Origin of the sequence: Microbispora hainanensis (genome assembly GCF_006874475.1) — a bacterium.
Classification (GTDB): Bacteria; Actinomycetota; Actinomycetes; order Streptosporangiales; family Streptosporangiaceae; genus Microbispora; species Microbispora hainanensis.
Genome location: NZ_VIRM01000008.1, coordinates 85,079 through 111,207 on the forward strand (window position 1 = coordinate 85,079; position 26,129 = coordinate 111,207).

The following is a 26,129-nucleotide window of genomic DNA, read 5'->3' on the forward strand; positions in this document are numbered from 1 at the left end:
CGGTGATCGTCAGGCCGAGGCTGATCATGACCGCAGCCCGCCGTCACGGGCCACCTATCTGCCTTTCCCCGGCACGGTTTCGTGAGGCGCGGACCAGGAGAGTCCCCATGCTGTTCGACGGACCCGGACCTCGCACATGCGTGATCACTCCAGGCGCATGCGGCGCGGGACCGTCGTCTCCCTCGCCGGAGGGAGGCCATGCGTGGCCTCGTCGGCTACCGTCGATCCTCGTGCAAGGCCGTTTCGCTCGCGCCGTCAAGGCCGGGGTCTACCTACTGCTGGGCGCCGCGCTGCTGACCCCGGCGGCTGTGGCCCTTGGCCTGCTGATCCTGGCCGAGCCGACCCCGGCGCGCGTGCTCGTGCTGTGGGCCACCTGCCTGCCCGCCTCCGTCCTGCTGGCCGCGATGCCGCTGATGCGGCGTCTGGAGAAGGCCGCACTGTCCGAACTGCTCGGCATCGAGGTGCCCGCGCGGGCCGATCGGCTCTACCTGATCGTGCTGACAAGCCTCCATCTGCACGGCGGCGCCACCCTCGGCGCCGGCGTGCTTCTGCTGTCTCCTGGGCTGGTCCGGCTGGGTGACGCGGCCCGCTGGCGGGCGGCTCCCGGCGAGCTGGTCGAGGTGGCTGTCCTCACGGTGGCCGTGCTCACCGCAATGGTCGCGGGCGGGTTGGGCCAGCGCTGGGCGGCGCGCCGGCTGCTGCGGGCCGAGCCGTCCCGGGTGATCGAGAAGTTCGGCCACCGCCAAAGCCTGGTGCTGGAGTTGCACGACTCGGTCGGCCACGCTCTCAGCGTGGTCCTGGTGCAGGCGATGGCCGCGCAGGCGGCGTTGCGGGCATCGCGCGCGCCCGAGGCCGACGCGTCGCTCGGCCATCTGGTGAGCACGGCCCGGGACGCGCAGCAGGACCTTGACGTGTTGCTCCGGGTGCTCGACGACGACGGCGCGGCCCAGGCCCCCACCCTCGACTCGCTCGGCGCGCTGATCGGCGGCCTCGACGTGCGCGCGAGCGTCGGCCGCCTGCACCGGGTCCCGGCCGCCTCCTCGCGGGCGGCCTTCGCGATCACCAGGGAGGCGCTGACCAACGCACTGCGCCATGGGGAAGGGCCGATCACCATCGACATCGCCACCGGCGACGACCTGGTGGTCACCGTGGAGAACAGAACGGTGACCGGCGTCGCCTCGCGCCCCGGCGCGGAGGGGCGTGGCCTGGCCGGAATGCGTATGCGGGCCCGCCTGGCCGGCGGGAAGTGCGTACAGAAGGAGGTGGACGGCCGGTGGTGCGTCCAGGCCACGCTGCCGCTGTGATCCGCGTCGTCCTGGCCGACGACGAGCAGCTCATCCGCTCGGGGTGGACGACGGTGCTCTCCTTGCACGACGACATCGAGGTCGTGGGCGAGGCGGCCGACGGCCGCGAAGCCGTGGCGGCCGGCGTGGGCGCGGACGTCGTACTCATGGACATCCGCATGCCCCGGCTGGACGGCCTGGCCGCCACCCAGGAGCTGGCCCGCCGGTCCCCCGCGACGCGGGTCGTCGTGGTGACGACGTTCGAGAACGACCAGCTGGTCTGGGGCGCGCTGCGCGCGGGCGCCGCGGGGTACGTGCTCAAACGCGCGCCCGCCGATGAATTGGTGGACGCCGTACGGCTCGTGCACTCCCGCGACGCGGTGCTCTTCCCCGATGCGCTGCGTCGTATCGCCGGCCCCCATCACGGCGTCTCGAAGCCGCGCATACCGATCGAGCTGACCGCGCGCGAGCTGGACGTGCTGCGGCACATCGCGTACGGGCAGAGCAACGCCGAGATCGCGGCGAGCCTCTACGTGTCGATCGAGACGGTCAAGACGCACGTTCGTCACGTGCTCGACAAGCTGGGTGCCCGTGACCGCACCCAGGCCGCGGTCCGCGCCTACGAGCTCGGCCTGCTGTTCCCCGGCGCCGGAGGGCCTGTCATGCCGGCGGGCCCTTGTCCTTGGTGACCTGACCGTCGCGCATCATGGGCGCGGCGATGGCCATGCCGCGCTGTCGGCGCGCCCGTGGTCAGGGACAGCGGTGTGCGTCCGAGCAGGCCGCGTGCCGTCCTGGTCAGACGGGCCTGATCGGCGAAGCCCGCGTCGGCCGCGGCCACGGCCACCGACCGGCCGGGCTGGACGGTGATCGCCGCCCACAACCGCCCCCATCGACGCAGCCGGGCCGGCGGCACCCCCACCGACGTGCGGACCAAGGTGCGTAGCCGCGCCGCCGACAGGCCCACCTCGGCGGCGATGGCCGGGACGGGGAGATCGGGTCCGGCAAGCGTGCCCCGGCGCACGGCATGCGCCACTCGGCTACATCGGCTGGGCCGTCGCGGTGGGCGCTCAGCGCCGGGACTCATGGGGCCGGCTCCCTCTTCGGAGTGATGTTCGGGTCCGACGACCGCGCGATCCTCGTCCTGGTCAAGCTCCCCCACCCCGACTCGGAGAATCACCATGATGAGCTTCGCGGACACCTCTCCCGCCACCAGCCGGCTGCGGGCCGCATGGACGGCCGCGCACGCGCCCGTTCCCGGTGTGCCGCGGTGGGCGCGGTGGGCGGCCTACGCCGTCCCGCTCACCGCGCTGCCGGCGAGCCTCTGGCGGATCGCGGGAGTGACCTTCCACCTGCCGATCACCCGGGGCGGGCACGGCAGCGGGGAGGTGCCGCCGTGGCTTCCGATGGAGCTCTACGTGGTGCTGCTGTCGATCCTCTCGGAGGTGGCGGCGTTCACCGCCATCGGCCTGATAGCCAGGTGGGGCGAGGTGTTCCCGCGCTGGATACCGGGCCTGCGTGGCCGTAGGGTGCCGACGCCGTCCGCCGTCATCCCCGCGGCGCTCGGGGCGATCGTGCTGACGCTCATGTGCACATGGGCCGGACTCTCCGTAGCCCGCGGTCGCACGATCCACGGGCACGCCTTGCCCGCCGACTTCCCTCTGGGATTCGGCGACTGGACTGGCGTGCTGGCCATCGCCGCCTACGCGCCACTGCTGCTGTGGGGGCCCTTGCTCGGAGCTCTCACCCTCTCCTACTGGCGGCGGAGACGCGTCTCCGCATGAGCAGGCCTGCCGCAGGCCCCGGGCCGGCGGCAGCGGAGGCGCTTGCGGCCGTCACTCGTCCAGCCGCTACAGCGTACGAGCAGCGATACGTCGTACGACGAGGAGCAGTCATGTATCCCCTGCAACGGCAGCGTCCGCCTGACCCGCCCGACGAGGCGACCGAGCTGGGCCGCGCCGCCGGGGAGAGAGATCATCTCCGCTCGTGGACGACGTGAACCGACTCCCGAGGAAGTCCAGCGGGGTATTGAGACGTTCGAGGAGTACGTCGAAGTCGGCGCCAACCGCTCGGTACACGCTCCGGAAGGAAGCGGTCCTCACGCCTGTCCCTGCTGCGGATATCTCACGCTCGACTCGCGCGGCTGGTATCAGATCTGCCCCGTCTGCTTCTGGGAGGACGACGGGCAGGACGACCACGATGCCGACGAGATCCGGCGCGGCGGCCCCAACCATGGACTGAGCCTCACCCAGGCCCGCCTCAACTTCCAGCAGATCGGCGCTTAGCGCGAGCGAGCCGCCCCATGTGCGCCCCGCACGGCGAGGAACTCCCCACCGACACAGACCCAGGGCCGCCTACCTGCGATACTTGATCAAGCGCACTCCCTGAGAAAATCGCCGGGTGACGAGCCCCCTGATCCGTCCGAGAACCATCGAGGATCTGCCTGCCTGCGTCGATGCTCTCGCCACCGTGCATGCTTCCGATCGCTACCCGGTGAACTGGCCCGCCGATCCCGGGCGATGGCTCACACCTTCCAACCTTGTTGCAGCCTGGGTGGTGGTCAACGGCGCTGACGTCCTCGGACACGTGGGACTCTCACAGCCGGACGCGGCAACGCTGGAACCACTCCTCGCCCAGGCCATCGGCATGCCGGCCGGTCCGGTCGGATCGCTCACCCGGCTCTTCGTCACTCCTCCGGGGCGAGGCCACGGCCACGCCACCCGCCTCCTCGACGTGGTCGCGAAGAAGGCCGCCGATCTGGGAATACCTCTCGTGCTCGACGTGTCCGACGACGACCACGGGGCCATCACCCTCTACGAACGCGCCGGATGGCAACGTGTGGCAACCACCCGCGCCGAGTGGCTGAACGCAGCAGGCGAAAACGCTTTGCTGCACCACTACGTGAGTCCCGAGACAATGCGGAAGCCGGCTCAGAGCGAATAGACGCCTGGTTTAAGGGCGAACGTCGAGTCGAGGTCGTCCCCGCCATCATGGAGCGAGTAGAGCAAGCAGCCGAGAGCAGGCCTACCATCGCAGAGCACGACGCACAGGCACGGAGACTGGTTCGGGAACTGCTCAGCAGCCTCGACCGAGGGTGGACCGTGCGAGGAGTAGCAGAGGGCCGCCGTAGATTCACCGCAATGCCCCAGCCCGGCCGTGAAGCGTTTTATGCCATAGGTGTGCTCCCGCTCAGGAACGCCAAAGCCACGCGAAGCCTACATATCGCGTGTATGAATGAATCGTGACCGCCCGATATGACGGCCAGGCCGAATGGTACGACGACTACATCGGGCCCAGCGCCAGCACCAACATCTCCTGGATCGTCGATCTTCTCGGGCCTGGGGACGGTCTGTGCCTGGACATCGGTTGCGGTACCGGCCTGTATCTTCAGGCCATCCGCTCCACCGGCCGCACCGTCATCGGCCTGGACCGCTCGGCCGACCAGCTACGCCGAGCCCGCAACAGGGACCACGCTCCACTTCTACAGGCCGACGCCACGGTGCTCCCGTTCGCCCCAGGCACCTTCGCCACGGTAACCGCGCTGTGGGTCTCCACCGACATCGATGACTTCGCAGGCCTGGTGAAGGAAGCCGCGCGGGTGCTGCTGCCAGGTGGGATGCTGCTGTTCTACGGCGTGCACCCGTGCTTCAACGGCCCTCACATCGAGCCGCGCCCGGACGGAGCGGTGATCATTCACCCCACATACCGTCTGGGCGGCTGGCACAAGCGCTCCCCATGGTGGCGCGAGGGCGGAGTCCGCGACCGGGTCGGCATGAGCCACGTGCCACTGCCCGACCTGATCAACGCGTTCATCGGCGCAGGACTGGACATCGACCGGGTGACCGAGCCGCTCAGGAACCCGATTCCCTCAGTCCTGGCGGTCAGAGCCTTCCGGGCCGAACGTTCAGCCAGTCGCAGGTGCGGGTGAACTCGTCGCACCGCTTCCGTGACTCTGCGGGATGAGAGCCGCCCCGAGAGCGCCGGCCGCCCCCGGTCATGCGGCGATCAGTGGCAACGGATGTCCCATCCAGGGGCAGTGCTGTCGAGGATCTCGATGATGAAATCGATAGGCCAGCCGCCATCATTGAACCGGCTCAGGTGCTTGGGGAAGTAGATCCTCACGTAGGCGTGGTGCCCGTCAACACAGGCAGGGCAAGGCAAATGTGGCAGTGACTTTGTGCGGCAACTCCTCGATCGAGGTATGTGCGGGCCGCATGACCGGTGGAATAACCGCCAATCAGAAGCGGACCATCTTGGATCGTCTGCGCGGCATTCCGGAAGTAGTCGCCGTCTACCTTGAAGATCGCGCACACGCGCTGGAAGCTGCGATGCATCACTGGCCAGAAAGCGCGGGAAGCGCAGTCTTCATGGCCGACCAAATAGGCGAGAGCTTCCGGCCCCCAGTCGAGATGTGTGGGCAGCACGACGACGCCCTCCACCAGCCCGGTGAGCTCTTCCAGAGTCGCGGAAACGGCGTAAGGGCGGAGCGCCCCATATCCCTCGCATACATGCCTCCAGCGTGACCGGTTCGATGCTGATCGTCAGGGCGATCACGCCAACGCGGTCGACAGCACTGTCGCGTTCGTGGCCGCCGTCGGCGGCTCGCACAACCTGATCGCGATCGCCGTCCGCCGGAAGGAGGACGCCCTTGACCCCGAACCCGGCGACCGGGCCCGCGCCTGATCGTGACGCGCGTCACAGGACCTTGCCCCATTCGTGTACGTCTCCTACTATTCCTACAGAGTTACTAGGAATACGCACCGTTTCGCTGGAGACGGTGCGGAAAGGGGCGGAGCATGCCCGCGACGGCCGAGTCCGTGGACACCATCTGGTTCACCCGTTGTCCCGTCCCGACGGCCAGTGGGCTCGCCTACGCGCTCGGCCGGCTGGCCACGCGGTACGCGGACCTGGGCGTCGAGATCGGAATCCTCCAGGACGCACCGCTGGAGATCGCCCGGCACCACTACGACCACGACCTCGTCGGCCTGATCCGCGAAGGGGGCAATGTGCCCGCCATCGCGGCACGGGCCGAGGGCGCCAGGACCCGCCTGGTAGGGCTCACCTGGATCGACGAGGGACAGTCGATCGTGGTCCGCCCCGACTCGCCGATCACGTCGCCGGCCGCCCTGCGGGGTGCGCGGATCGCCGTACCCGGCTGGGCCGCCACGAGGGACACCAGCCACGCGCGCGCCATGGCCCTGCACGGGTTCAAGGGCGCGCTCGGGCTCGCCGGGCTGACTCTCGACGACGTGGAGTTCGTCGAGGTGCCGCTCGACGAACTCCGCGTCGTGCCCCCGGGCCGCGTACGCGCCGAGCGCGCCGCGCCACGGTTCCGCGAGCTGGACGCGCTGGCGGCCGGACGGGTCGACGCGGTCTACGCCAAGGGCGCCGCGGCGCTGGAGGCCGCCCGCGCCCGCGATCTGGTGGTCGGCATCGACCTGGACGCGGTGCCCTGGCGGCGGTCCAGGGTCAACAACGGAACCCCGCGGCCGATCACCGTGCACGAGGAGCTGCTGCGGTCGCACCCCGAACTGGTGGTCGAGTTCCTGGTCGAGACGCTGCGCGCGGCCGACTGGGCGGCGGGCGACCTCGACGGCGTACGCAAGGTGCTGGCGGCCGAGACCGGCTCTGGCGCGGAGGGCGTGCTCCTCGCCTACCGGGAGGGATTCCACCGCACGCTCCACCCCACGCTGGACGAGGAGCGGGTGGACCTGCTGCGCGTCCAGAAGGCGTTCCTGCTGCGCTACGGCTTCCTGAGCGCCGACTTCGACCTCGATTCGTGGATCGACCCCGAGCCGCTGCGGCTCGCGTACGAGCGGCTGGCCGCGCGGCGCTGACCCCCGGCCGCCCGTCGTTTCTCATCACCACGCCCGCGTGAGCCGTCCGTGCCCGCAGGCCCCCCTTGCCATGTCGAAAGGCCCTGAGTTGATCAGCACATCCCCCTCCGGCGGCCGCGGCCCCTCGGCCCGGCCCGCCGGTCGTGCTCGCGTCCGCCGTCCGTTGTTCCTGACCGCGGTCGCCGCCGTCGGCGCGCTGCTGCTGGCCGCCTGCGGCACATCGGCGGCGTCGTCGGAGGACGAGTCCGGCGCGCAGGGCGTGGACACCGTCCGCGTCGGCGTCATCGCAGGTTCGCCCCCGGGTGTCTACTCCGCGATCGAGAACGGGTTCTTCGACAAGCAGCGGATCAAGGTCGAGCTCGTGACGCTCAGCGGTGGCCCCGCGCTCGTCGCGGCCACCGAGGGCGGCTCCATCGACATCGCGTGGGCCGACATCTTCGCCTGGGCGGCCGCGATCGAGCAGGGCTTCAAGCTGACGATCATCAACCCGGCCAACGCGTTGAAGCCCGGGCAGCCGGTCAACGTCATCGTGACGAAGCCGGGCAGCGGCATCACCTCGGCGAAGGACCTCGCCGGCAAGAAGCTCGGGGTGCCGGCGCAGGCGCTGACCACCGTACAGATCAAGAAGTGGCTCGCCGACCAGGGCCTCGACCCGAACGGCCCGAACTACACCACCGTGCAGGACCGCACCACCTCCGGCGGCCTGGTGGCGCAGGGCACGCTCGACGCCGCGGCCACCAGCGGCGCGTACGTCACCGCGTGGGAGGCGCAGTATGGCCTCACCGTGGCCGGCACCTTCGACTCCGGCGTGCCCGAGGGCGCGGCGACGTCCGGCTACGGCGCGCTGCGCAGCTGGGCCGAGGCGCACCCGGACCTGGTCCAGCGCTTCGTCCGGGCCGTACGGCAGGGCGTGACCGTGTTCCAGTCGGCCACTCCGCTGGAGCAGAACACGCTGCTGGTGAAGTACGGCGGCGCTGACGTCACGAAGCTGGAGGCCAAATACCCCGGCGCGCTCGACAAGGCGTCGGCGGCGACCAGCGGCGAGCTGAGCGGCCCGTTCGACGTGGCCGCCGAGAACGCGTGGATCGAGACGGGCGCACGGTTCGGCGCGCTGAAGAAGCCCTTCGACCTCACGCCCTACCTGTGGCCCACCGCCACGACCGCCAACCCCTGACCTCACGAACGCCGGGAGCCTCGATGGCGACATCAGCCGCGCCCACCGCGGCCGGGACCGAGCACAGCGCGACCGGAAGCGCCGCGACCCTGCTGACGGCGGACGACGTCGCGATGACCTACCGCACCCGCCGGCGGGAGGTGACCGCCCTGCGCGGGCTGTCCCTGGACATCGGCGCCGGGGAGTTCGTCGCCCTCGTCGGGCGGTCCGGATGCGGCAAGTCCACGCTGCTGCGGCTGCTCAGCGGTCTCCTCCCCGCCACGGCGGGGCAGATCCGGGTGGCCGGGCAGCCGATCGACGGGCCGCCGCGCCAGGCGCGCTGCGTCTTCCAGGACTACGCCCAGTCGTTGCTGCCGTGGAAGACGGTGGCGGGCAACGTCCGGTTCGGGCTGCGGCACGCGTACGAACCGGCCGAGGGCGGTCACGACGAGCGGGTGGCGCACTACCTCGACCTGGTGGGCCTCGGCCACGCGGCCGACCGATACCCGTGGGAGCTGTCCGGCGGCATGCAGCAGCGCGCTGCCATCGCCCGCGCGCTGGCCGCGCGGCCGCAACTGCTGTTCATGGACGAGGCGTTCAGCGGCGTCGACGCCCTGAGCCGAGCCAAACTGCAGGACGTCCTCCTGCACGCCTGGGCCGAGGAGGGGCTGACCGTGGTGTTCGTGACCCACGACATCGACGAGGCGGTCTACCTGGCCGACCGGGTCGTGGTGCTGCATCCCGAAGGACGCGGCGTGCTCGCCGACGTACGGACCGGCCTGCCCCGCCCGCGCGGCCAGGTGACGACGCGGGAGCTGCCGGAGTTCCTGCACCACCGGCGTGAACTGCTGCAGCTGGTCCTGGACTGAGAGGACTCCGGCGAATGACCACCAACCCCACAGTGACGAGGACCACCGGCGCGGTGCCGCTCCCCGCGACACCCGATGCGATCTCCAACGAGAGTTCCAGGACGGCGGGGGCGCCGAAGCGCCGCCCGTGGATCCTGCGCGCGCTGCGCAGCAGGGCCTTCGGCTGGCTGGTGTTCGCCGCCGCCCTGGTCGCCTGGCAGCGGTACGCCACGGCGAACCCCTCGCCCAGGTATGCCACCGTGACCGACGTCGCCGTCCAGTGGTGGGACCAGATCCTCGGCGGGCCGCTGCTGACGGCGACCCTGCAGACCCTGCGCACGATGCTGATCGGCTACGGCGTCGCCGCCGTGCTGGCCGTGGTGATCGGCGTGCTCATGGCCCGTGTGCGGCTCGTCTACGTGCTGCTCGAACCACCGCTCGAACTGCTGCGGCCGATGCCGATCTCGGCGGTGATCCCCCTGCTGATCCTCTACCTCGGCATCGACGACGCGATGAAGATCAGCGTGGTGGCGCTGGCGGCGTTCTTCCACATCCTGCTCAACGCCTACTCGGGCGCGGGCTCCACGCACCGCACGATGATGGACACCGCGCGCACCTTCGGGCTGACCTGGCGGCAGACGATGGCCGAGATCGTCATCCCGGCCGCCGCGCCCTCGATCTTCGTGGGGCTCCGCTCGGCGCTCGCCGCCTCGCTGGTGATCTCGGTCGTCGTCGGCATGATCGCCGGCAACGACGGCCTCGGACACCTCCTGATGATCCAGCAGCAGAGCTTCCAGGTGACCGACCTGATCGTCGGCGCGGTCACCATCGCGATGCTCGGCTACGCCCTCAACGCCGCGTTCCTGTTCGTCGAACGGCGGGTCCTGCACTGGCACTTCGGCGCGACCCGCACCCACGACTGATCCCCTCCTCCTCCCGACTGACCCCGACTCACGACTTGCCCGACCTGCGAGACGAAGGAAGACCATGACCTCGACCCTGACCGCCCCCGTACGCGAGGGCGAGTGGCTGAAGGCCGGTGAGCCCGTTCTGACCCCTGCCGACGCGGCCGTACGTGCCGAGCTCGTCCAGGCGGTGCGCGTGCTGCACCAGCTGGGCGCGCTGCAGAATCCCTACTCGGCGAACGCGAGCGTCCGGCTGCCGGACTCCCCCGGCCACCTGCTGATCAACGCCAAGGGGCTGCCCGCAGACATCGGCGAGCAGGACTTCGGGGTGATCACCCTGGACGGCGACCTGGTCGCGGGCAGGCTCGGCCCCGGGGTGCGGCAGGTGCTCCAGATGCACATCCTCGCCTACACCCGTCCGGAGGTGAACGCCGTCATCCACACGCATTCGACGCACGCGACCGCGTTCGCCCTGGCCCACCGGCCGATCCCGGCCAACTACGAGCCCCTGGTCAACCGCGGGCAGACCCGCGACATCCCCTGCGCGCCCTACCGCGCGCGCAACAACGGCGAGCTCGGCGCGTCCATCGCCGGCCTGCTGGCCGAGCACCCCGACACCAAGGCCGTCCTGCTGGCCAACCACGGGCTGCTCGCCTTCGACGACGGCCCGATGAGCACCGCCCGCCTCGTCGCCACGATCGAGGAGGCGGCCACCCTCGAGATCCACGCCGCCGCCCTGGGCGGATCGAAGCCGATCGTCCCGTGAGAACGACGACGACCATGAGCATGAGTACGACCGACGGAGCGCGCCGATGACCGAGACCGACCTTCTCCCGCCGCTCCCGGAACGCAGGCTGGAAATCCTCTGGTATCTGGTCGCCAACGACGGCAGATATCCGTGGGACCCGAAATGGAAGCGGCCGGTCGACTTCGAGTACGTCCAGGCATGGGCGAAGTCGATCGACGTCAACGGCTTCTACGGCGCGCTGCTCGCCACCCAGCCGACCGGCGGCATGGACCCCTGGATCACGGCGGCCTCACTGGTGCCCACCACCCGCCGGATGAAGTTCGTGATCGCGGTGCACCCCGCGGTGTACACGCCGACGTCGCTGGTGAAGCTCGCGACGACGCTCGACCAGAACTCCGGCGGCCGGGTCATCCTGAACATCGTGAGCGGCCACATCGGGCTCGAGGCCGCCGGCGTGCACCTCAAGCACGAGGAGCGGTATGAGCACACCGACGAGTTCCTCACCGCCTACCGGGCGCTGATGCGCGGGGAACGCGTCGACTTCGACGGCAAGCACCTCAAGGTGCGGGGGGCGGAGGCCGCGTTCCTGTCGCGGCAGGATCCGTACCCGCCGCTGTGGTTCGGCGGCGCCTCGCCGATCGCCCGCGACGTGGCGGCCAAGCACATCGACAACTACCTCACGTGGGGCGAGCCGCCCGCCGAGACCGCGGAGCTGATCGCGGACGTACGCGCCCGGGCCGCGAGGCACGGCCGCTCGATCCGTTTCGGGATCCGGCTGAACCTGATCGTCCGCGACACCGACGAGCAGGCCTGGGCGGCGGCGCAGGACATGCTCGACCACGTGGACGACAGCGTCGTCGCGCGGGTGCAGGCCGAGTCGGCGAAGCAGGAGTCCGTGGGGCAGGCGCGGCAGCTCGCCTTCCACAAGGGCGTCAAGCCGCGCTTCGCCCAGGAGCTCGAGGTCTACCCGAACGTCTGGTCGGGCTTCGGCCTTATCCGCGGAGGCCCCGGCATCGCGCTGGTCGGCAGCCCCGAGTCGGTCGCCGCGCGCATCCGCGAGTATCACGCCCTGGGGATCGACTCGTTCATCGTCTCGGGCAATCCCCTGCTGGAGGAGACGTACCGGTTCGGCGAGCAGGTGATGCCGCTGCTGCCGGTGACGCACGACGACCCCGGCCCGCTGCGGCCCGCCGGCTACACCCGGCCGCGGGCCGCCGCGCCGTCGCCGGCCGCGGCCTCTCCGCTCGTCGCCGCCGGCTGAGCGGCGCGACGCGGTGACCACCTCGCCGGAGCATGGCCGCACTCCGGCGAGGTCACCGGCCCCTCCCCATGGGGGCCTGACGGAAGCGGGGCGACGGCCGAGCCCTCCGTGCCGAACGCCGAGGAGTCGGGCGTTCCTCACAACCGGACCGCGGGGGCCACACTTGCGGGCATGACAATCGCCCCCCAGGCGGCGACGTGGACCACCGCCGCACGGCGCCACCGTTTCGCCGCTTTCCTTGTCGACAACCTGATCCTTCTCGCGGCCAACGCGCTGATCGGGCTGGTGCTGAAGCCGCCTGCTCAGCCCCGGGCCGACGATCCGGGTTACCTCACCACTCTGCTCAATCCGTACGCGGACACCGACTGGCCGCTGCAGATCGCGATCGCCGTCGTGGGCGCCGCCTACTTCTGGGTGCAACACGCGCTGTGGGGCCAGACGCTCGGTAAGCGGCTGTATCGCCTGAAGGTGGTGTCGGCCGCGACGGGAGCGATGCCCACCCGCCGTCAGGTCGGGGTCCGGACGCTCGTGCACCCCTTCCTGAGCTCGGCGGTCCCGTATCTCGGATCGGTTCTCTACCTCGTCGACGCCCTGTGGATCTTTGCTGATCCCCGGCGACGGTGCCTGCACGACGTCGTCGCCGGGACCGTCGTGGTGGACGTGTCCGCCCCCGGCATGAAGGCGCCGGGAATGTCCCGGTTCCTGACCGGGCTCGTGGTCGTCGTCGCCGCCTTCGCCGCCTTCGTGCTGATCACCACGCTGCTGGCGGCGTAGTACTCGCTGAACACGGTCACCCCAAGCCGTGACATCGGGATCGGAGGGGCCAAGGCGCTTTTCCGGTCCCGGGAGGCGAGGGGGACCTGCCGCGTACGGAGGTGAGCCGGCGCATATCGTCGTGTCCGAGGAGCAGGAAGGCCAGGACATGAAGATCGCCGTCATCGGGGGAACCGGCCTCATCGGATCCCGGCTGGTCAGGATTCTGAACGCGCGCGGGCACGAGGCGGTGCCCCATTCGAGGTCCACCGGCGTGGACCTGCTCACCGGCCAGGGCCTGCCCGAGGCGCTGGCAGGCGCCGACGTGGTCGTCAACCTGACCAAGCCGCAGCGCTTCGACGACGCCTCGCCCGCCTTCTTCCGCAGGACGATGGACACCCTGCTGACCGGCGCCGAGGCGGCCGGCGTCGGGCACGTGGTCATCCTGTCGATCGTGGGCGCCGATCTGGTGCCCGGCCTGGTCTACTACCAGGCGAAGGTGCTGCAGGAGGACCTGCTCAAGGCGGGCCCGGTGCCCTACTCGATCGTGCGTTCCACGCAGTTCTTCGAGTTCGTCGACACGGTGCTGTCCTGGACCTCCGGCGAGCACACCGTCCGCCTGCCCTCCACTCTCATGCAGCCCATGGCGGCCGACGACGTCGCCCGGGCCGTGGCCGACGTCAGCGTGGGCGTCCCGCTGGGCGGCACCCTCGACATCGCGGGCCCCGAGGTCTTCGCGCTCGACGAGCTGGGCAGGATCACCCTCGCCGCCCGCGGCGACCACCGTACGGTCGTCACCGACGACGGCGCGGGCATGTACGCGGCGGCGCCGGGCCGCGCCCTCCTTGCCAAGGACGGCGCCGTCATCGCCACGACCACCTATCGGGAGTGGCTCGCGCGCTGACCCGCCGGCGCGCGCTTCTGCCCCGCGTTGTCACAGATCGAATACTCTGCCCTGTCTTCGAGGCGACCGTACGTTGCCAGCGACAGGAGCAGGACCTTGCCACCATCAGGCACCACGATCCGGATCCGGGTCCGGATGAGCGCCCGTGCCATCGACGAGCCGCACCGCGTTTCGAGTCAGCTGGAGCTGCTGTTCGACCTCACCTTCGTGGTCGCGGTCGCGGCCGTCACCGCGCAGTTCGCCCACGACATCGCCGAGGGTCACGGCCTTGCCGGGCTTGTGCCGTTCCTCCAGGTGTTCTTCGCGATCTGGTGGGCGTGGATGAACTTCACGTGGTTCGCCTCGTCCTACGACACCGACGACGTCGCCTACCGGCTGTTGACAATGGTGCAGATGGCCGGCGTGCTGGTGCTCGCCGCCGGGGTGCCGGCCGCGGCGAGCCGCTCCGAATATGGCGTCATCACCCTGGGTTACCTCGTGATGAGGATCGGCCTCGTCGCCCAATGGCTGCGGGCCGGTCTCGAAGACCCGGCGCGGCGGCGCACCGCGTTCCGCTACGCCGGTGGCATCGCCGCCCTGCAGCTGGGCTGGCTGTCGCGGCTCGTCCTCGTGGAGACGGGAGTGCTGCCCTCGTCCTCCGGCCTGCCGTACTTCGTCTGCCTGGCCGCCCTGGAACTCGCCGTGCCGTGGTGGGCGGAGCGGGCCAGGGCCACCAACTGGCACCCGCACCACATCGCCGAGCGGTACGGCCTGTTCACGATCATCCTGCTCGGGGAGAGCGTGCTGGCCGCGAGCAGAGGGGTCGGACGAGCACTGGAGGCGGACGCCGTCGGCGGCTCCTTCGTCGTGATCGCCATCGCCGGTCTCATCCTGCTGTTCGCTCTGTGGTGGCTCTATTTCCTCGGGCCTGCCGGGGACGGTCTCACCGACCGCCGCCATCGGTCCTACCTGTGGGGATATGGCCACTACGGAATTTTCGCGGCCCTGGCGGCCCTCGGCGCCGGGCTCGAGGTGGCCGTGGAGCAGAACGGGCACGGCCTCGCGGCGTCGTCGCCGGCACTCGGCTACGCGGTCGCCGTCCCGGTAGGGGTCTGTCTCGCCCTGCTGTGGGCGGTGCACGTGCTCGTCGTCCGAGAGCGCGTCATGTCCCCCGCCGCGGTTGTGGCGTCCATCGTCATCGTCCTGTCGGTGCCGCTCGCGACGCCCTGGATCGGCGTGGCCGGCACGGTCGCGGCCATCGCGGCCGTCTGCGTCGTGCTGGTCGCGGTCACGATCTGGACGGCGGCCCTCAGGTCCCGCTCGCGTGACATGAGTCACGTGGCCGGTGACGAATCGAATTGAACTTCGCCGCCGCCGTCACAACCCCGGAGGCTGTCCGGTCTTAGCTGGCGACCGGGCGGCGACCAGGTGGCCCGGCGGACAGAAAGAGAGCGCGATGAAGATCGTGGTTATCGGCGGCACCGGCCTGATCGGGTCGAAGCTGGTGAAGAAGCTGGGCGAGCACGGCCACGAGGCGGTGGCGGCCTCGCCGAACACCGGCGTCAACACCCTGACCGGCGAGGGGCTGGCCGAGGTGCTGGAGGGTGCGCACGTGGTGGTCGACGTGTCGAACTCGCCGTCGTTCGAGCGGGCCGCGGTGCTGAATTTCTTCGAGACCTCCACGGGCAACCTGCTCGCGGCCGAGGCCGACGCGGGCGTGGGTCACCACGTCGCGGTATCGATCGTGGGAACCGAGCGGATGCCGGAGAACGGCTACTTCGCGGCGAAGATCGCCCAGGAGCAGCTTATCGAGAAGTCGGGCATCCCGTTCTCGCTCGTGCACTCGACCCAGTTCTTCGAGTTCGCCCGCGGCATCGCGGACGACGCCACGGTGGACGGCAAGGTGCACATGGCGCCCGTGCTCTTCCAGCCCATTGCGGGTGACGACGTCGCCGCGGCGGTCGGCCGGGCCGCGACGGGATCGCCGCTGAACGGCAGGGTCGAGATCGCCGGGCCCGAGCAGGTCCGGATGGACGAGTTCTTCCGGAAGGCGCTGACCGCCTGGGGCGACCCGCGCGAGGTGGTCGTCGACCCGCACGCGCGTTACTTCGGCAGCGAGCTGAGCGAGCACTCCCTGGTTCCGATCGGCGACGCCTCCCTCGGCACCATTCGCTACCTCGACTGGCTCGGCGACGCCGCCACCGGCAAGTAGGCCGGCGAGGCCGTTCATCCCCCGGGCGCGTACGCGATGACCACCGTCACCGGCATGGCCGCGCCGGTGTCCGCCCTCGCCGCGGGCCCGCGGCGCGCGGGTCGGCGCGGCCATCGCGTCCCGCCCCGGCCGGGCCGTCCCCCCCACGACACGGAGAGAAGAACGATGATCGCTCCTGGCGACGACAACGAATTCCTGCACGAGCTCGAAATCGAGGTCGAGGCGGAGGTGGTCCAGGTCGAGCTCAGCCGTCCCGAGGACGCCGCCGACCTGCCGGTCACCGAGTGGCTGTTCGACCCGGCGGACGCCGAGCGCGAGGAAATCGGCCTGCGGGGTCTGCTCGCCGCGGTCGAGGTGCTGGAGGACGACCTCCGGCCCGGCGACCCCGCCGCGTAGCAGGGCCGCGGACTGACGGGCGACACCGGCGGCCGGCAGTTCTTCCAGTTCGGCGAGGTCGCCGGTCTGCGGAGAGGAACGTCCGTACGAGGCGCCGGTGCCCGGTCGTGCTCACCCGGGTGCGGCGGCCGGCGGCGAGGTGGTCACGGGCGCCGAGGTGACGTGCAGGGCGACCGGCCGGAGGACCAGGCCGTCGGTCCAGGCCACCGACTCGGGCGAACCGGTCAGGCGGAGCGCGGGACGGCGGGTGACCAGAGCTCTGACGGCCTCGGTGAGCTCGACCCTGGCGAGACTGGCGGCCAGGCAGCGGTGCGCGCCATAACCGAACGCCACATGCGGGTTGGGCGGGTGGTCGGTGAAACGGTGGATGTCGAACCGGCCGGGGTCGGGGAACGCCTCCGGGTCGTGGTTGGCCGCGTTGAGGTTCGGCATGACGACCGTCCCCGCGCGCAGCGAGCCGCCGGGCAGGTCAGTGTCCTCGGTGATGCGGCGCATGAAGGCGCTGGCGGGCGGCCCGTCGAAGCGCAGGACCTCCTCGACGGCGACGGCCGTCAGGCTCGGGTCCGCGACCAGCTCGTCCCACTGGCGTGGGTGGAGGAGCAGCCGGAACACGCCACGCGCGATCATCGAAGCGGTCGTCTCATAACCGGCCGTGATCAGTGAGAAGACCGTGTTGACCAGCTCGCCCTCCGTCAGCCGGTCGTCGGCGTCCCTGGCCTGGATGAGCAGGTCGATGAGGTCGTCGCCGGGCGAACGGCGATGCTGGGCGACCAGCTCGGCGGCGTAGGCCAAGAAGTCGCCGTAGCCCTCGTAGCGCGCCTGCTCGGTGGCCGTCGAGGTGGTCAGGAACATGTCCGTCCACTGGACGAACCGCTCGTAGTCGTCCACCGGCACGCCGAGCATCTCGCAGATGACGTGGGCCGGCAGCCGCAGCGCGTAATCCTCGACCAGCTCGAAGCGGTCGCCCAGGCCGTCGAGGAGATCGCCGGCGATCGCCGCGATGCGCGGACGCCACGGCTCTGTCTGGCGCGGGGTGAAGGTGCCCTGCATGATCCGCCGGTAGCGCGTGTGCTCCGGCGGATCCTGGTTGATCAGCGCGTCCGGGTCGTCGTCGATGCCGACGCCGCTCACGAAGCGCGGCAGTCCGGGAAGGCGCAGGTTGCGGCTGGACGTGGGCGAGGCCAGCAGGGCCCGGACGTCCTCATATCGGACGGCCATCGGGACGCGGTCGCCGCTGGGCATGGTCGCCGGATCCAGCGGCCCGCACTCGCGTCTGCGGGCGAACTCCGGTGGTGGCGTGCCCAGCGGACCCGGCACGATATCCGGCCCTATGACGGGCTCGGCGGTCGGCTCGGTCCCGTTCGGATCCAGCTCGGCGGTCACTGCAACCCCTTCCGGTCCGGGTCGCCCGGGGTGCGGCCTACGCGGAACGTACGAAATGTGGCACGGTCCGTCAACGGGTCGATCGGATGCGGAGTTGTGTGGATCGCGCGGAGACTCCCGGCGGCTGTCACAAGCCCGGTGGCTGTCCGGTCTTACCGTGCGACCGGCCGGCACGAGGGGTTCGACCATCGCTCCTGCCCTGAGCCGCCGGGCGGTCGTCGACGCGAACAGCATGGTCGCCGGAGGCGACGCGAACAGCACGGTCGCCGGAGAGGTAGGACTTTGACGAAGGAATCGGAACCGCAGGGAACCGTCGCCGCGCCCGGGCCGGCGCCGATCGACACCCTCGACAGCCTGCGTGAGCACCTTCAGTGGGCGGTCGAACTGGAACACGCGACGTTGCCTCCATACCTGTGCGCGCTGTACTCCCTGGATCCTGAGCGCAACCCTGAGGCCGTGGAGGTGGTGGGCAGCGTCTTCGCCGAGGAGATGCTGCACCTGGCGCTGGCCGCGAACCTGCTCAACGCCGTCGGCGGCCGGCCGCGCCTCGACGCGCCGGAGATGTTGCCGCCGTACCCCCGGCGGCTGCCCCACAGCGATCTGGAGCTGTCGTTGCTCCCGTTCGGCCCGCAGGCCCTGGAGATGTTCCTGCGCCTGGAACGGCCGGCCCCGCCCGGCGCCCCGGCGGAGGGCGACGGCTACGAGACGATCGGGCAGTTCTACGCCGCGATCGAGCAGGGCCTGCGCCACCTGTGCGAGCGGCTCGGCGAGCGGGAGGTCTTCTGCGGCGACCCCGCACGGCAGGTGAGCGGCGGTCATTTCCGGCACACCGCGGGGTGGTTGTTCGCGGTGGAGGATCTGGAGTCGGCGCTGGGGGCGCTGAAGGAGATCGTCGAGCAGGGCGAGGGCACGGCCCGGGGCGAGGTCTGGGACGGCGACCAGGATGTCTTCCATCCCGATCGGGACGAGGTCGCCCACTACTACCGCTTCCGGGAGCTCCAGCTCGGCCGGCGTTACCGGCGCGGCGACACCCCGCAGTCCGGGCCGACCGGCGAGCCGGTCTCGGTGGACCCGGCCGCCGTACGCCCGATGCGCCCCAATCCGCGGCTGTCCGATCACGCGCCGGGCAGCGCCATCCGCACGGCGCAGGACGAGTTCAACCGCACCTACTGCATGCTGTTGAACCAGCTGGAGCAGGCCTTCGACGGCGAGCCGAAACTGCTCGGGGCCGCCGTCGGCACGATGTACGCGGTCAAGGCCCAGGCGGACGCCCTGCTGCTGATGCCCGACGGGGACGGCACCACGGCCGGCCCCACCTTCGCATACGTGCCGCCCGAGTCACGCTGACGAGCGCCTCTGCACGGCCGCGCCCACGACTGGGGAGGCAGCGCGCACATCGCTTGGCCCGGCTCATGGGTGTACGGCGGCTCGCGGCGGCCCGAGACCGCCGAGTCGGCGAAGCGGGAGCCCGGCGAGGCGAGCGGGCACGGCAAGGCAAGGCGGGCGAGGCGGGCGCCAAGGCCGAAGGCGGGAACCGAAGCCGGTTCCCGCCTTCCTCGCTCTCACCGAGCGGTGGTGAACAGGAACGCGCAGTCCTGTACGGCCTCCATGCGGTGGCGGCGTTCCGGCATGACCAGCAGGTCGCCGGGCTGCCCTTCCCACATGTCGCGCCCGGCGACGAGCCGCAGCCGCCCGTGCAGCACGTGCACGGTGACCTCACCGGGATGCTCGTGGATGTGCTCGCCCTGCCGCAGAGCCATGAGGGTCTGCCGCAGCGAACGGTCACACCCGCCGTGCACGGTGGTGGCGATGCGACCGGTGTCCGCGGCGCGGGCGAGCGCGAGCAGGTCACGGGCGAGCGCGGCCAGTGAGACCCTGGTCATGACCGCGGCGCCCGCCGGTCTCTCCGGGCTTCCAGTTCCTCCGGGCTGACCACGGTCAACATCGGCTGCCCGGGTGCGCAGAACATCGTCACGACGAACGCCGACTCCTCGTCGGCGAGGTGGTTGCCGTCCTGGTAGTGGATCACGTCCCCGCCGGGCTCCCAGAACGTCTCACCGGCCCGGACGACCCGTGCGGGCTCGCCCTCGAGTTCGAAGTCGATGGCTCCCTTGATCACGTACCCGTACGCGGGCCCGGAGTGCCGGTGCGGGGGCGCGCCAGGGCTGTTCGGCGGCAACGTGACCAGGATCGTCATCGCCTCGGCCCCCTCCGGCGCGAGCGGGGCCCCCGGCACGGAGCCCACCAGGTCGATCTTCGGCGGCGGGCCGCTCTTGTCGGCGTTGTCCAGGTGGTGGACGTGCGCGTGATCGGTGCTCATCGGCTTTCCTTCGTGAGACGGTGGCCGGCTCGATCCGGCCGTACACCAGCTCAGACAAGACAGCCTCCCGATGCGTGACAGCACGGTCGCACCCGATGCGGCCGCCGGAACCCTCAAGCGCGGCCGTGACACCCGGGGGCTATTGCCAGGTGGCGGAGTCCGGGTCGACGCCGTGCGCCTCGGTGTTCGCCCGGATCGTGTCGCGCAGCCAGTCGGCCAGGCCCGGCTCGATCGCGTCGTAGTGGGCGGCGAACCGGGGGTCGGCGGCGAACATCCTCGCGATGCAGGCGTGCATCGCGTGGGTGCAGTCGAAATATCTCGATATCGACGCGCGATGCCGCTCCGCCAGGGCGTTCGCGCCGGCGGACCCGGGCATGACGCCGTCCCGCTTCGCGGCGGCGAGGTCGGCGTTCAGGGCCTCGGTCTCGGCCGCGATCCTCTTCCAATCGTCCGGCGTCATCTCGGCGGCCCGCTCGGCGTACTGCGCCCACTGCGCGCTGTCGCCCCAGCGCTCCTCGGCCTCGTCGACCCAGTCGGGGTGCCAGTCGTCGCCGAAGATCTCGACCTGTTCCTCCGGGGTCAACCGTATGCCGGTGCTCGACACGCCCAGCATGCGGTCGACCGCGTCGACCATCGTGCGCAGGCGGGAGATGCGCTCCACGAGCAGCTTTCGCTGCCTGCGCAGATGATCGTGCGCGTCGACGCGGGGGTCGTCGAGGATCCGGCCGATCTCGGCGAGCGGAAACCCGAGCTCCCGGTAGACGAGGACGCGGTGGATCCGCGCGACGTCGTCGCTCGAATAGACCCGATATCCGGCCCAGGTGCGCTCGCTCGGGCATACGAGGCCGATGGCGTCCCAGTGATGCAGCGTCTTCACGCTGACGCCGACGAGCGCTGCGGCCCGGCCGACCGTGAGGCCGTCGGAGCCGTCCGGTCCCATGGCGGCCGGTTCGCGTTCGGGGGCGCTCGTCACCGGCCCAGTATCGCCGATCGGGCCGGGAGGCCCACGGTCTGAGACCGGCGTACGGGGTCGTCACCCGGCGGGGATCTCGATGCCGATCGCCCGCAGGTCGTCCGCCCGCGCACTGTGCGGATCGAGCGGCTGGGCGGCCGTCATCACGACCCGGGCGTTCTCGGGCGTGACCACCGTCAGCTCGATGGAGTTCCACGGCATCTCTCGCGGGCCGGTGGTGCATCCCGGCACGAGTTCCTCGCACCGGGCGGCGACCTGGTCGATCTGGCTGAGGACGCAGGCGAAGCTGACGCTCATCGCCGGGACCTCGCCCACGTGTTCCGCGGGCACGAGCAGGACGTCCTGGAAGGCCCAGCGGCGAAGATGGACCAGGCGATCCGGCACGGAGAACAGGTCGACGAAGCCGAGCCCGCGGGTCCAGAAGTCCGTCGACGCCGCGAGATCCCGGGTGGGGATGGTGACGAACATCGGCATGCCGTAGTAGTCCCGGTAGATCTCCGGGGCGGTCGCGTCGAGCGCGGGCATGGGAACGGGACTGATGTACTCGCTCATGCCCCCGATCGTCGAGCCTCCCGCAGCGTCAGGGTCAAGGCCGGGCCTCGTCCGCGGCTCCGTAGCCGGAGGCGCGGAAGAGGAAGGAGGCCCAGGAACGGTAGGGCCGCCACGCCTCGGCCACCTTCCGGTAGACGGCGGGCGAGGCGTCCTCCGGCAGGCCGTATGCCTTGCGCAGGATCGCGAACAGGCGCGGCTCGTCGCCCGGGAACGCGTCCGGCGCGCCCGCGCCGCGGATCAGGATCAGGCCGGCGGAGAACGGCCCCACGCCGGGCAGCGCCCGGAGCTCCGCCAACGCCTCCTGGGGGTCGAGCGCGCGCAGGTGCTCGGCGGTGAGCACGCCGTCGAGCGCCGCCTGGGCCAGCCCGCGGAGCCACTCCTCCTTCTGCGCGGGCAGACCGAGACCGCCGGCCTGCAGCAGCGTCATGGGCGGAGGGAAGGCGGCGTAGGTCTCCCCGTCAACGACGACCTTCGCGCCGTATCGCTCCGCGATGCGCTGTTTGATCCGCGCGGCGATGAGCATCGACGACCGCTGCACGATCACCGCCCAGCACGCCGCCTCCCAGGGGCTCCAGAAGCAGAGCGGGCGCAGGCCGGGACTCTTCCGCTGCAGGTCGCCGAGCACCGGGTCGGCCTCCCCGGCCGCGGCGAAGCCGGAGCCGTCCACGTCGAGGGACAGGATGCGCGCCACCTCGGCCCGGATCCGCGGCCCCGCGGCCCGCGTCGTGGCGACGGCGACCCCGTCAGGCGCGGCGGTCACGGTCACGCCGATCGGCAGCCAGTCGGACTCCGCGCAGTAGGCGAAGCGCAGCGCCCTCCCATCGGAGGGCAGCCCGCCGGTGACGGGCCAGTCCTCGACGAAGCGCAACGTGGCGCCGAAGTCGAACGGGCCTTCCGCCGTGATTGTGAAGCCGTGCCTGGTCATGGGCCTCATCGTACGAGGCAGAACCGACAGACGATCTTCTGCGGGCCGCACCGGAGCCCGGGAACGAGGGCACCCGAAGCACGGCCGGGAGTCATGCGGATGCCGGGCGCCGCCTCTCCGCGGACAAGGCTGCTTCTCCGCGGGCACGAGGGAGGCCGGCGCTTCGCCCGAAACGCGTCGAAAGCTTTCGGCAGGAGACTTTAGACTTTCACTGTCGCCCGTCGACTCTCGTTGCCTATTCTTCCGTTGCACGGCGACTTTCCGGCGTGACCAAAACCGGACCAACTGGCATTTCTGTGCCGATCATGGAGCGAGCATCGTGTCGAAACCTTTCGGTGACAGTGGGGAGATCCGCCTCGGTGACGAGCCGGCCTTCCGAGGGACGACGCGCTCATGGTGACGGTGACGTTCAGCGGCAGGCGGGAGGGCCGGGCGCCGCTGACCTGGGGACAGCGGCTCATGTGGCGCGCGGTCCACCTGATGGGCGACAGCCAGACGTTCCTGAGCTGCCCGTGGGTGCTCCCGGTGTACGGCAGACGCGACCTCGGCAGCGTCCTTCACGCGCTGCGCGTGCTGCTCGAACGCCACGAGAGCCTGCGTACGACCTTCGCCCCCACTCCGGAGGGGCCGGTGCAGCGGGTCGGCCGCGGCGGCGAGCTGACCGTGGACCTGGTGGAGGCGGGAGAAGAACGGGCGCTGCGGGTCGCCGAACGGGTCGCGGGCGAGCTGGGCCGGACGGCCTTCGTCCACGACCGCGACCTGCCGCTGCGATGCGCCGTCGTCCTCAAGAACGGCCGCCCGACGGCGCTGGCGCTCGCCTTCTCCCATCTGGCGGTGGACTTCCAGGCATTGAACACGCTGTCGGAGGAGTGGAAGGCCCTGCTGCGCGGCGAGAAGCTGCCGCCCGCCGAGTGGCAGCCGATGGACCAGGCCGCCGCGGAGCGCGAGGAGCCCTACCCCGCCCGCTCGGCCAAGTCCGTCCGCTACTGGCACTCCGTGCTGGCGGACGGACCACTGGACGTGTTCGACCATCCGCCGCATGAGGCGGAGGACCCCCGGTTCATCGAGGTCGGCATGGAGTCGGTGGCGCTCGCCGTCGCGGCGGAGCGGCTTGCGGAGCGCTGGACGATGCGGACGACCAACGTGCTGCTCGCCGCCTGCGCCACCGTGCTGGCCGTCGCGAGCGGCCGCCCGCGCGCGGTCATGCAGCTCGTGCACAGCAACCGCCGTGATGCGCGCACCCGCGCGATGGTCGGCACCGTGGAACAGGACGGCCTGTTCGTGCTGGACCTGCCCGACACGGACTTCGCCGCCGCCTGCCGGGCCTCGCAGCGCGGGGCACTCAGGGCGTACCGCAACGCGCACTACGACCCGTTCGAGATGCAGGCCATGCGCGAGGAGATCGGCCGCCGCCGCGGCCAGGAGCCGGACCTCGACGCGTTCTTCAACGACAGGCGGACCTCCGGCACCTGGCCGGGCCTGCCTCCCGTCGGCCGCGACGAGGATGTGGCCCCCCTCACCGAAAAGACCAGGACGTACGTGACGAACGCCTGGCCGGGTGTCCGGTTCAAGGCGTTCTTCACGGTCGTCTCGGCGCCCGACACCGGAAAGCTCAGCCTCATCGTCGACACCGCCTACCTGCCGTCCGGGATCGCGGAGGCGATGTTGCGCGGCGTCGAGGCCCTGCTGGTCCGCGCCCTCACCGAGGACGTCCCGATGAGCGCCGTCCCCGAGGTGTGCGGGATCGGCCACTACACCGGGCGCCCGGATTAGAGAGCATCTGCGTCGGCGACCGATTCGAGGGGGCGGTCAGGACTGCTGGACCGCCAGGCGCAGACCGAAGCCGATGACGATGACGCCGGTGAGCCGGTCGAGGGCGCGCCTGACCGACGGCCTGCGCAGCCAGCCGCGCAAGATCCCGGTGAACCCGATGAGCACGGCGCTCCACACCAGCCCCTCGCAGACGTGGACGCCCGCGAGCAGCACGCCCATCAGCGCGTGCGACACCCCCTGTGGCATGAACTGGGGCAGCACCGCGACATAGAAGGCGCCCACCTTGGGGTTGAGCAGGTTGGTCAGCAGGCCCCGCCGGAACGCCCGCCCCCACCCGCTGTCCGCCGGGTCGGGCGGCACCGCGTCGTCCGCCCCGCTCGTACGGCTGTGCCAGAGCATCCTGCCGCCCATCCAGATCAGGTAGGCCACACCGGCCCACCGCACCACCTCGTACGCCACCTGGGAGGCGGTGAGGAGAGCCGACAGTCCGGCGGCCGTGAGCAGGCCCCACAGCAGGGTGCCGAGCTGGATGCCGAGCACCACGGCCCAGGCCGGCCTCCGGCCGGCGAGCAGCGACGTACGCAGGATCAGCGCCGTGTCCAGACCGGGCGTGAGCGTGAGCAGCAGCACGATGGCGGCGAATGAGGCGATGGCGCCATAGACATCCACAACGGCCACCGTAACGGCCGTTCGACCCGGTCGATCACCGGAACGACCACACCCGATCAAACCCGCCTAGCATCGAAGTCATGGACGAGCCACAGCCGGTCGCGCTCCCCAACGGCCGCAACCTGAAATGCGACACGTGCGAGAACGAGCTGTTCGAGATGCGCCGGTGGAAACTCCAGACCACGGGCATGACGTTCATGAATCTCGACTGGGCCAACCGCGACGCCACCTGCTTCGTGTGCAGCGGTTGCCGGCGCATTCACTGGTTCCACTGGTGATCGGAAATCACAGGTAGCCCCAGGCGGCCGCGATCTCGCGCAGCGCCTCGGGCACCTCGTCGGGGGCGGGCAGCGGACGGCCCGGCTGCACCCGCCCGCTCCGGATCTTGTCACGCCAGTCGCCGATGCCCTTCACGAAGTCGCCGTGGTCCTTGTCGCCATAGCGGACCATCGCGGGCTCATACTCCACGCCGAGCCAGGCGCACACCCGCCGCAGCTCGCCTTCGGTGTCGTCGACGAGCCGCTCATAGCGGACGTCGATGCCCTCGTGGCGGCGCCTGGCCTCCTCCAGGTGGCGCATGTACTGCAGCGTGTGCCGTACGGCCTCGTCCATCGGCCGCGCCTGCGGATCCGCCTCGTGCCACGACCGCGCGATCGACGCGGGGTGACGCAGGAGGAAGACGAACCGGGCGTCCGGCCAGCAGGTCGTGATGCGGCGGTGGGCGAAGACGTTGCTGGGCGTCTTGTCCACGATGACCTCCTTGCCGCTCCGGACCAGCTCCCGGTGCAGCAGGCGGTCCCACAGGATGTGCTCGATGTCGCTCGTACGGTGTCCTGCCGCCTCCATGGCCTGCCGTACGGGATCGGTGGTGAAGATCACGGCGATCCGCCGGACGTGCAGCTCGTGCGGCGCGTGGATCCTGCTGTGGCTGTTCAGCAGCACGCGCAGGAGCGTGGAGCCCGACCTGACGGGTGAGAGCACGAAGACGGGTGCGCGCAGCAGGCGGTCGGCGGCGGGATCGGTGGGCGGGCGCGGCTCGTCTCTCGGCCCCGCGGCCGATGCGGCCGATGGCCTGGCTCGTGTGATGACGTAACCGGTCATCCCTTCCACGGCGGCGTTGACCCTGCTCTTCCATGCCATGGCCGCGACCGTAGGCAGGCGTGGTGGCCTCGCGGTTAACGGAGGCTGGGGATTTCCGAAGTCGAAACGGACACGCCGGGCGCATCGGCCGAGGTCACGCCGGGCGCACCGGGCGGGG

30 protein-coding genes are annotated in these 26,129 nt (G+C 70.9%); 20 read left to right on the forward strand and 10 right to left on the reverse strand.

The window, feature by feature from the left end; genetic code table 11:
- Nucleotides 1-230: 230 nt before the first annotated feature.
- Together FLX08_RS09130 and FLX08_RS09135 are read left to right on the forward strand one after the other, a co-directional pair.
- A complete protein-coding gene (locus tag FLX08_RS09130) occupies nt 231-1,304 on the forward strand; it encodes a sensor histidine kinase (RefSeq protein ID WP_167530333.1) in 1,074 nt (357 codons plus the stop codon).
- Nucleotides 1,301-1,972, forward strand: a complete 672-nt coding sequence (locus FLX08_RS09135; RefSeq protein WP_142617805.1) for a response regulator transcription factor — start codon at nt 1,301-1,303, stop codon at nt 1,970-1,972. The genes FLX08_RS09130 and FLX08_RS09135 overlap by 4 nt, the downstream gene beginning before the upstream one ends.
- Here the strand turns inward: FLX08_RS09135 and FLX08_RS43355 are convergent.
- Nucleotides 1,903-2,463, reverse strand: coding sequence for a helix-turn-helix domain-containing protein (locus FLX08_RS43355; protein WP_425280618.1), 561 nt, complete (start codon nt 2,461-2,463; stop codon nt 1,903-1,905). The genes FLX08_RS09135 and FLX08_RS43355 overlap by 70 nt on opposite strands.
- Nucleotide 2,464: 1 nt before the next feature.
- Between FLX08_RS43355 and FLX08_RS41985 the strand changes: the two genes are divergently transcribed.
- From FLX08_RS41985 to FLX08_RS09160, 4 genes are all read left to right on the forward strand, one after another.
- Nucleotides 2,465-3,064 carry a hypothetical protein gene (locus FLX08_RS41985; RefSeq protein WP_244312510.1) on the forward strand — a complete coding sequence of 200 codons (600 nt, stop codon included), beginning with the start codon at nt 2,465-2,467 and terminating at the stop codon, nt 3,062-3,064.
- 42 nt (nt 3,065-3,106) lie between these two features.
- A complete protein-coding gene (locus FLX08_RS41260; RefSeq protein ID WP_208761344.1) occupies nt 3,107-3,565 on the forward strand; it encodes a CPCC family cysteine-rich protein in 459 nt (152 codons plus the stop codon).
- A gap of 115 nt (nt 3,566-3,680) precedes the next feature.
- The gene (locus FLX08_RS09155; RefSeq protein WP_142617809.1) at nt 3,681-4,223 is read left to right on the forward strand and encodes a GNAT family N-acetyltransferase; all 543 of its coding nucleotides are present in this window, start codon (nt 3,681-3,683) and stop codon (nt 4,221-4,223) included.
- A 298-nt stretch (nt 4,224-4,521) separates the two neighbouring features.
- Entirely contained in the window at nt 4,522-5,208 is a 687-nt protein-coding gene (locus FLX08_RS09160; RefSeq protein ID WP_208761345.1) for a class I SAM-dependent methyltransferase, read from the forward strand.
- Nucleotides 5,209-5,398: 190 nt separating this feature from the next.
- Here FLX08_RS09160 and FLX08_RS09165 read toward each other — a convergent pair whose 3' ends face one another.
- On the reverse strand, nt 5,399-5,719 hold the full coding sequence (locus FLX08_RS09165; protein WP_142617813.1) for a hypothetical protein: 321 nt from the start codon (nt 5,717-5,719) through the stop codon (nt 5,399-5,401).
- Nucleotides 5,720-6,076: 357 nt separating this feature from the next.
- Between FLX08_RS09165 and FLX08_RS09170 the strand changes: the two genes are divergently transcribed.
- From FLX08_RS09170 to FLX08_RS09220, 11 genes are all read left to right on the forward strand, one after another.
- Entirely contained in the window at nt 6,077-7,117 is a 1,041-nt protein-coding gene (locus tag FLX08_RS09170) for an ABC transporter substrate-binding protein (protein WP_142617815.1), read from the forward strand.
- 88 nt (nt 7,118-7,205) lie between these two features.
- Nucleotides 7,206-8,291 (forward strand): ABC transporter substrate-binding protein, encoded by a 1,086-nt coding sequence (locus tag FLX08_RS09175; protein WP_142617817.1) that lies wholly within the window; start codon nt 7,206-7,208, stop codon nt 8,289-8,291.
- Between the two features lie 23 nt (nt 8,292-8,314).
- Nucleotides 8,315-9,139 carry an ABC transporter ATP-binding protein gene (locus FLX08_RS09180; protein ID WP_244312511.1) on the forward strand — a complete coding sequence of 275 codons (825 nt, stop codon included), beginning with the start codon at nt 8,315-8,317 and terminating at the stop codon, nt 9,137-9,139.
- A gap of 14 nt (nt 9,140-9,153) precedes the next feature.
- Complete coding sequence (locus FLX08_RS09185) at nt 9,154-10,041, forward strand: ABC transporter permease (protein ID WP_142617819.1); 888 nt, start codon at nt 9,154-9,156, stop codon at nt 10,039-10,041.
- A gap of 64 nt (nt 10,042-10,105) precedes the next feature.
- Nucleotides 10,106-10,789 carry a class II aldolase/adducin family protein gene (locus tag FLX08_RS09190; RefSeq protein WP_142617821.1) on the forward strand — a complete coding sequence of 228 codons (684 nt, stop codon included), beginning with the start codon at nt 10,106-10,108 and terminating at the stop codon, nt 10,787-10,789.
- A gap of 46 nt (nt 10,790-10,835) precedes the next feature.
- A complete protein-coding gene (locus tag FLX08_RS09195; protein WP_142617823.1) occupies nt 10,836-12,032 on the forward strand; it encodes an LLM class flavin-dependent oxidoreductase in 1,197 nt (398 codons plus the stop codon).
- A 171-nt stretch (nt 12,033-12,203) separates the two neighbouring features.
- Nucleotides 12,204-12,806 (forward strand): RDD family protein, encoded by a 603-nt coding sequence (locus FLX08_RS09200; RefSeq protein WP_142617825.1) that lies wholly within the window; start codon nt 12,204-12,206, stop codon nt 12,804-12,806.
- 121 nt (nt 12,807-12,927) lie between these two features.
- Complete coding sequence (locus FLX08_RS09205) at nt 12,928-13,689, forward strand: SDR family oxidoreductase (protein ID WP_244312512.1); 762 nt, start codon at nt 12,928-12,930, stop codon at nt 13,687-13,689.
- Nucleotides 13,690-13,824: 135 nt separating this feature from the next.
- Nucleotides 13,825-15,030, forward strand: a complete 1,206-nt coding sequence (locus tag FLX08_RS09210) for a low temperature requirement protein A (RefSeq protein ID WP_142617827.1) — start codon at nt 13,825-13,827, stop codon at nt 15,028-15,030.
- Nucleotides 15,031-15,124: 94 nt separating this feature from the next.
- Nucleotides 15,125-15,880, forward strand: coding sequence for an SDR family oxidoreductase (locus tag FLX08_RS09215; RefSeq protein WP_142617829.1), 756 nt, complete (start codon nt 15,125-15,127; stop codon nt 15,878-15,880).
- 165 nt (nt 15,881-16,045) lie between these two features.
- The gene (locus FLX08_RS09220; protein WP_142617830.1) at nt 16,046-16,276 is read left to right on the forward strand and encodes a hypothetical protein; all 231 of its coding nucleotides are present in this window, start codon (nt 16,046-16,048) and stop codon (nt 16,274-16,276) included.
- Between the two features lie 111 nt (nt 16,277-16,387).
- On the opposite strand, the gene FLX08_RS09230 is transcribed toward FLX08_RS09220, so the two are convergent.
- Nucleotides 16,388-17,659, reverse strand: a complete 1,272-nt coding sequence (locus FLX08_RS09230; protein ID WP_244312513.1) for a cytochrome P450 — start codon at nt 17,657-17,659, stop codon at nt 16,388-16,390.
- Nucleotides 17,660-17,941: 282 nt separating this feature from the next.
- On the opposite strand from FLX08_RS09230, the gene FLX08_RS09235 reads away from it, so the two are divergent.
- The gene (locus FLX08_RS09235; RefSeq protein ID WP_142617834.1) at nt 17,942-19,006 is read left to right on the forward strand and encodes a ferritin-like domain-containing protein; all 1,065 of its coding nucleotides are present in this window, start codon (nt 17,942-17,944) and stop codon (nt 19,004-19,006) included.
- Between the two features lie 215 nt (nt 19,007-19,221).
- Here the strand turns inward: FLX08_RS09235 and FLX08_RS09240 are convergent, their stop codons facing one another.
- The 5 genes from FLX08_RS09240 to FLX08_RS09260 form a co-directional block, all read right to left on the reverse strand.
- Nucleotides 19,222-19,542, reverse strand: a complete 321-nt coding sequence (locus FLX08_RS09240; RefSeq protein WP_142617836.1) for a cupin domain-containing protein — start codon at nt 19,540-19,542, stop codon at nt 19,222-19,224.
- Entirely contained in the window at nt 19,539-19,979 is a 441-nt protein-coding gene (locus FLX08_RS09245; protein WP_142617838.1) for a cupin domain-containing protein, read from the reverse strand. Before FLX08_RS09245 ends, FLX08_RS09240 begins: the two co-directional genes overlap by 4 nt.
- 139 nt (nt 19,980-20,118) lie before the next feature.
- On the reverse strand, nt 20,119-20,952 hold the full coding sequence (locus tag FLX08_RS09250; RefSeq protein WP_244312514.1) for a MerR family transcriptional regulator: 834 nt from the start codon (nt 20,950-20,952) through the stop codon (nt 20,119-20,121).
- A gap of 60 nt (nt 20,953-21,012) precedes the next feature.
- Nucleotides 21,013-21,504: a VOC family protein gene (locus FLX08_RS09255; RefSeq protein ID WP_142617840.1), complete on the reverse strand. Its 492-nt coding sequence runs from the start codon at nt 21,502-21,504 to the stop codon at nt 21,013-21,015.
- Between the two features lie 34 nt (nt 21,505-21,538).
- Nucleotides 21,539-22,429 (reverse strand): DNA-3-methyladenine glycosylase family protein, encoded by an 891-nt coding sequence (locus tag FLX08_RS09260; RefSeq protein ID WP_142617842.1) that lies wholly within the window; start codon nt 22,427-22,429, stop codon nt 21,539-21,541.
- A gap of 393 nt (nt 22,430-22,822) precedes the next feature.
- Between FLX08_RS09260 and FLX08_RS09265 the strand changes: the two genes are divergently transcribed.
- Nucleotides 22,823-24,202, forward strand: a complete 1,380-nt coding sequence (locus tag FLX08_RS09265) for a condensation domain-containing protein (RefSeq protein ID WP_142617844.1) — start codon at nt 22,823-22,825, stop codon at nt 24,200-24,202.
- A 36-nt stretch (nt 24,203-24,238) separates the two neighbouring features.
- Here FLX08_RS09265 and FLX08_RS09270 read toward each other — a convergent pair whose 3' ends face one another.
- Nucleotides 24,239-24,871 (reverse strand): LysE family translocator, encoded by a 633-nt coding sequence (locus FLX08_RS09270; RefSeq protein WP_167530334.1) that lies wholly within the window; start codon nt 24,869-24,871, stop codon nt 24,239-24,241.
- An 80-nt stretch (nt 24,872-24,951) separates the two neighbouring features.
- Here FLX08_RS09270 and FLX08_RS09275 point away from each other — a divergent pair, with 80 nt between their 5' ends.
- Nucleotides 24,952-25,149, forward strand: a complete 198-nt coding sequence (locus FLX08_RS09275) for a hypothetical protein (RefSeq protein ID WP_142617846.1) — start codon at nt 24,952-24,954, stop codon at nt 25,147-25,149.
- Between the two features lie 7 nt (nt 25,150-25,156).
- Here FLX08_RS09275 and FLX08_RS09280 read toward each other — a convergent pair whose 3' ends face one another.
- Nucleotides 25,157-26,011, reverse strand: coding sequence for a sulfotransferase family protein (locus FLX08_RS09280; protein ID WP_142617848.1), 855 nt, complete (start codon nt 26,009-26,011; stop codon nt 25,157-25,159).
- Nucleotides 26,012-26,129: the final 118 nt, after the last annotated feature.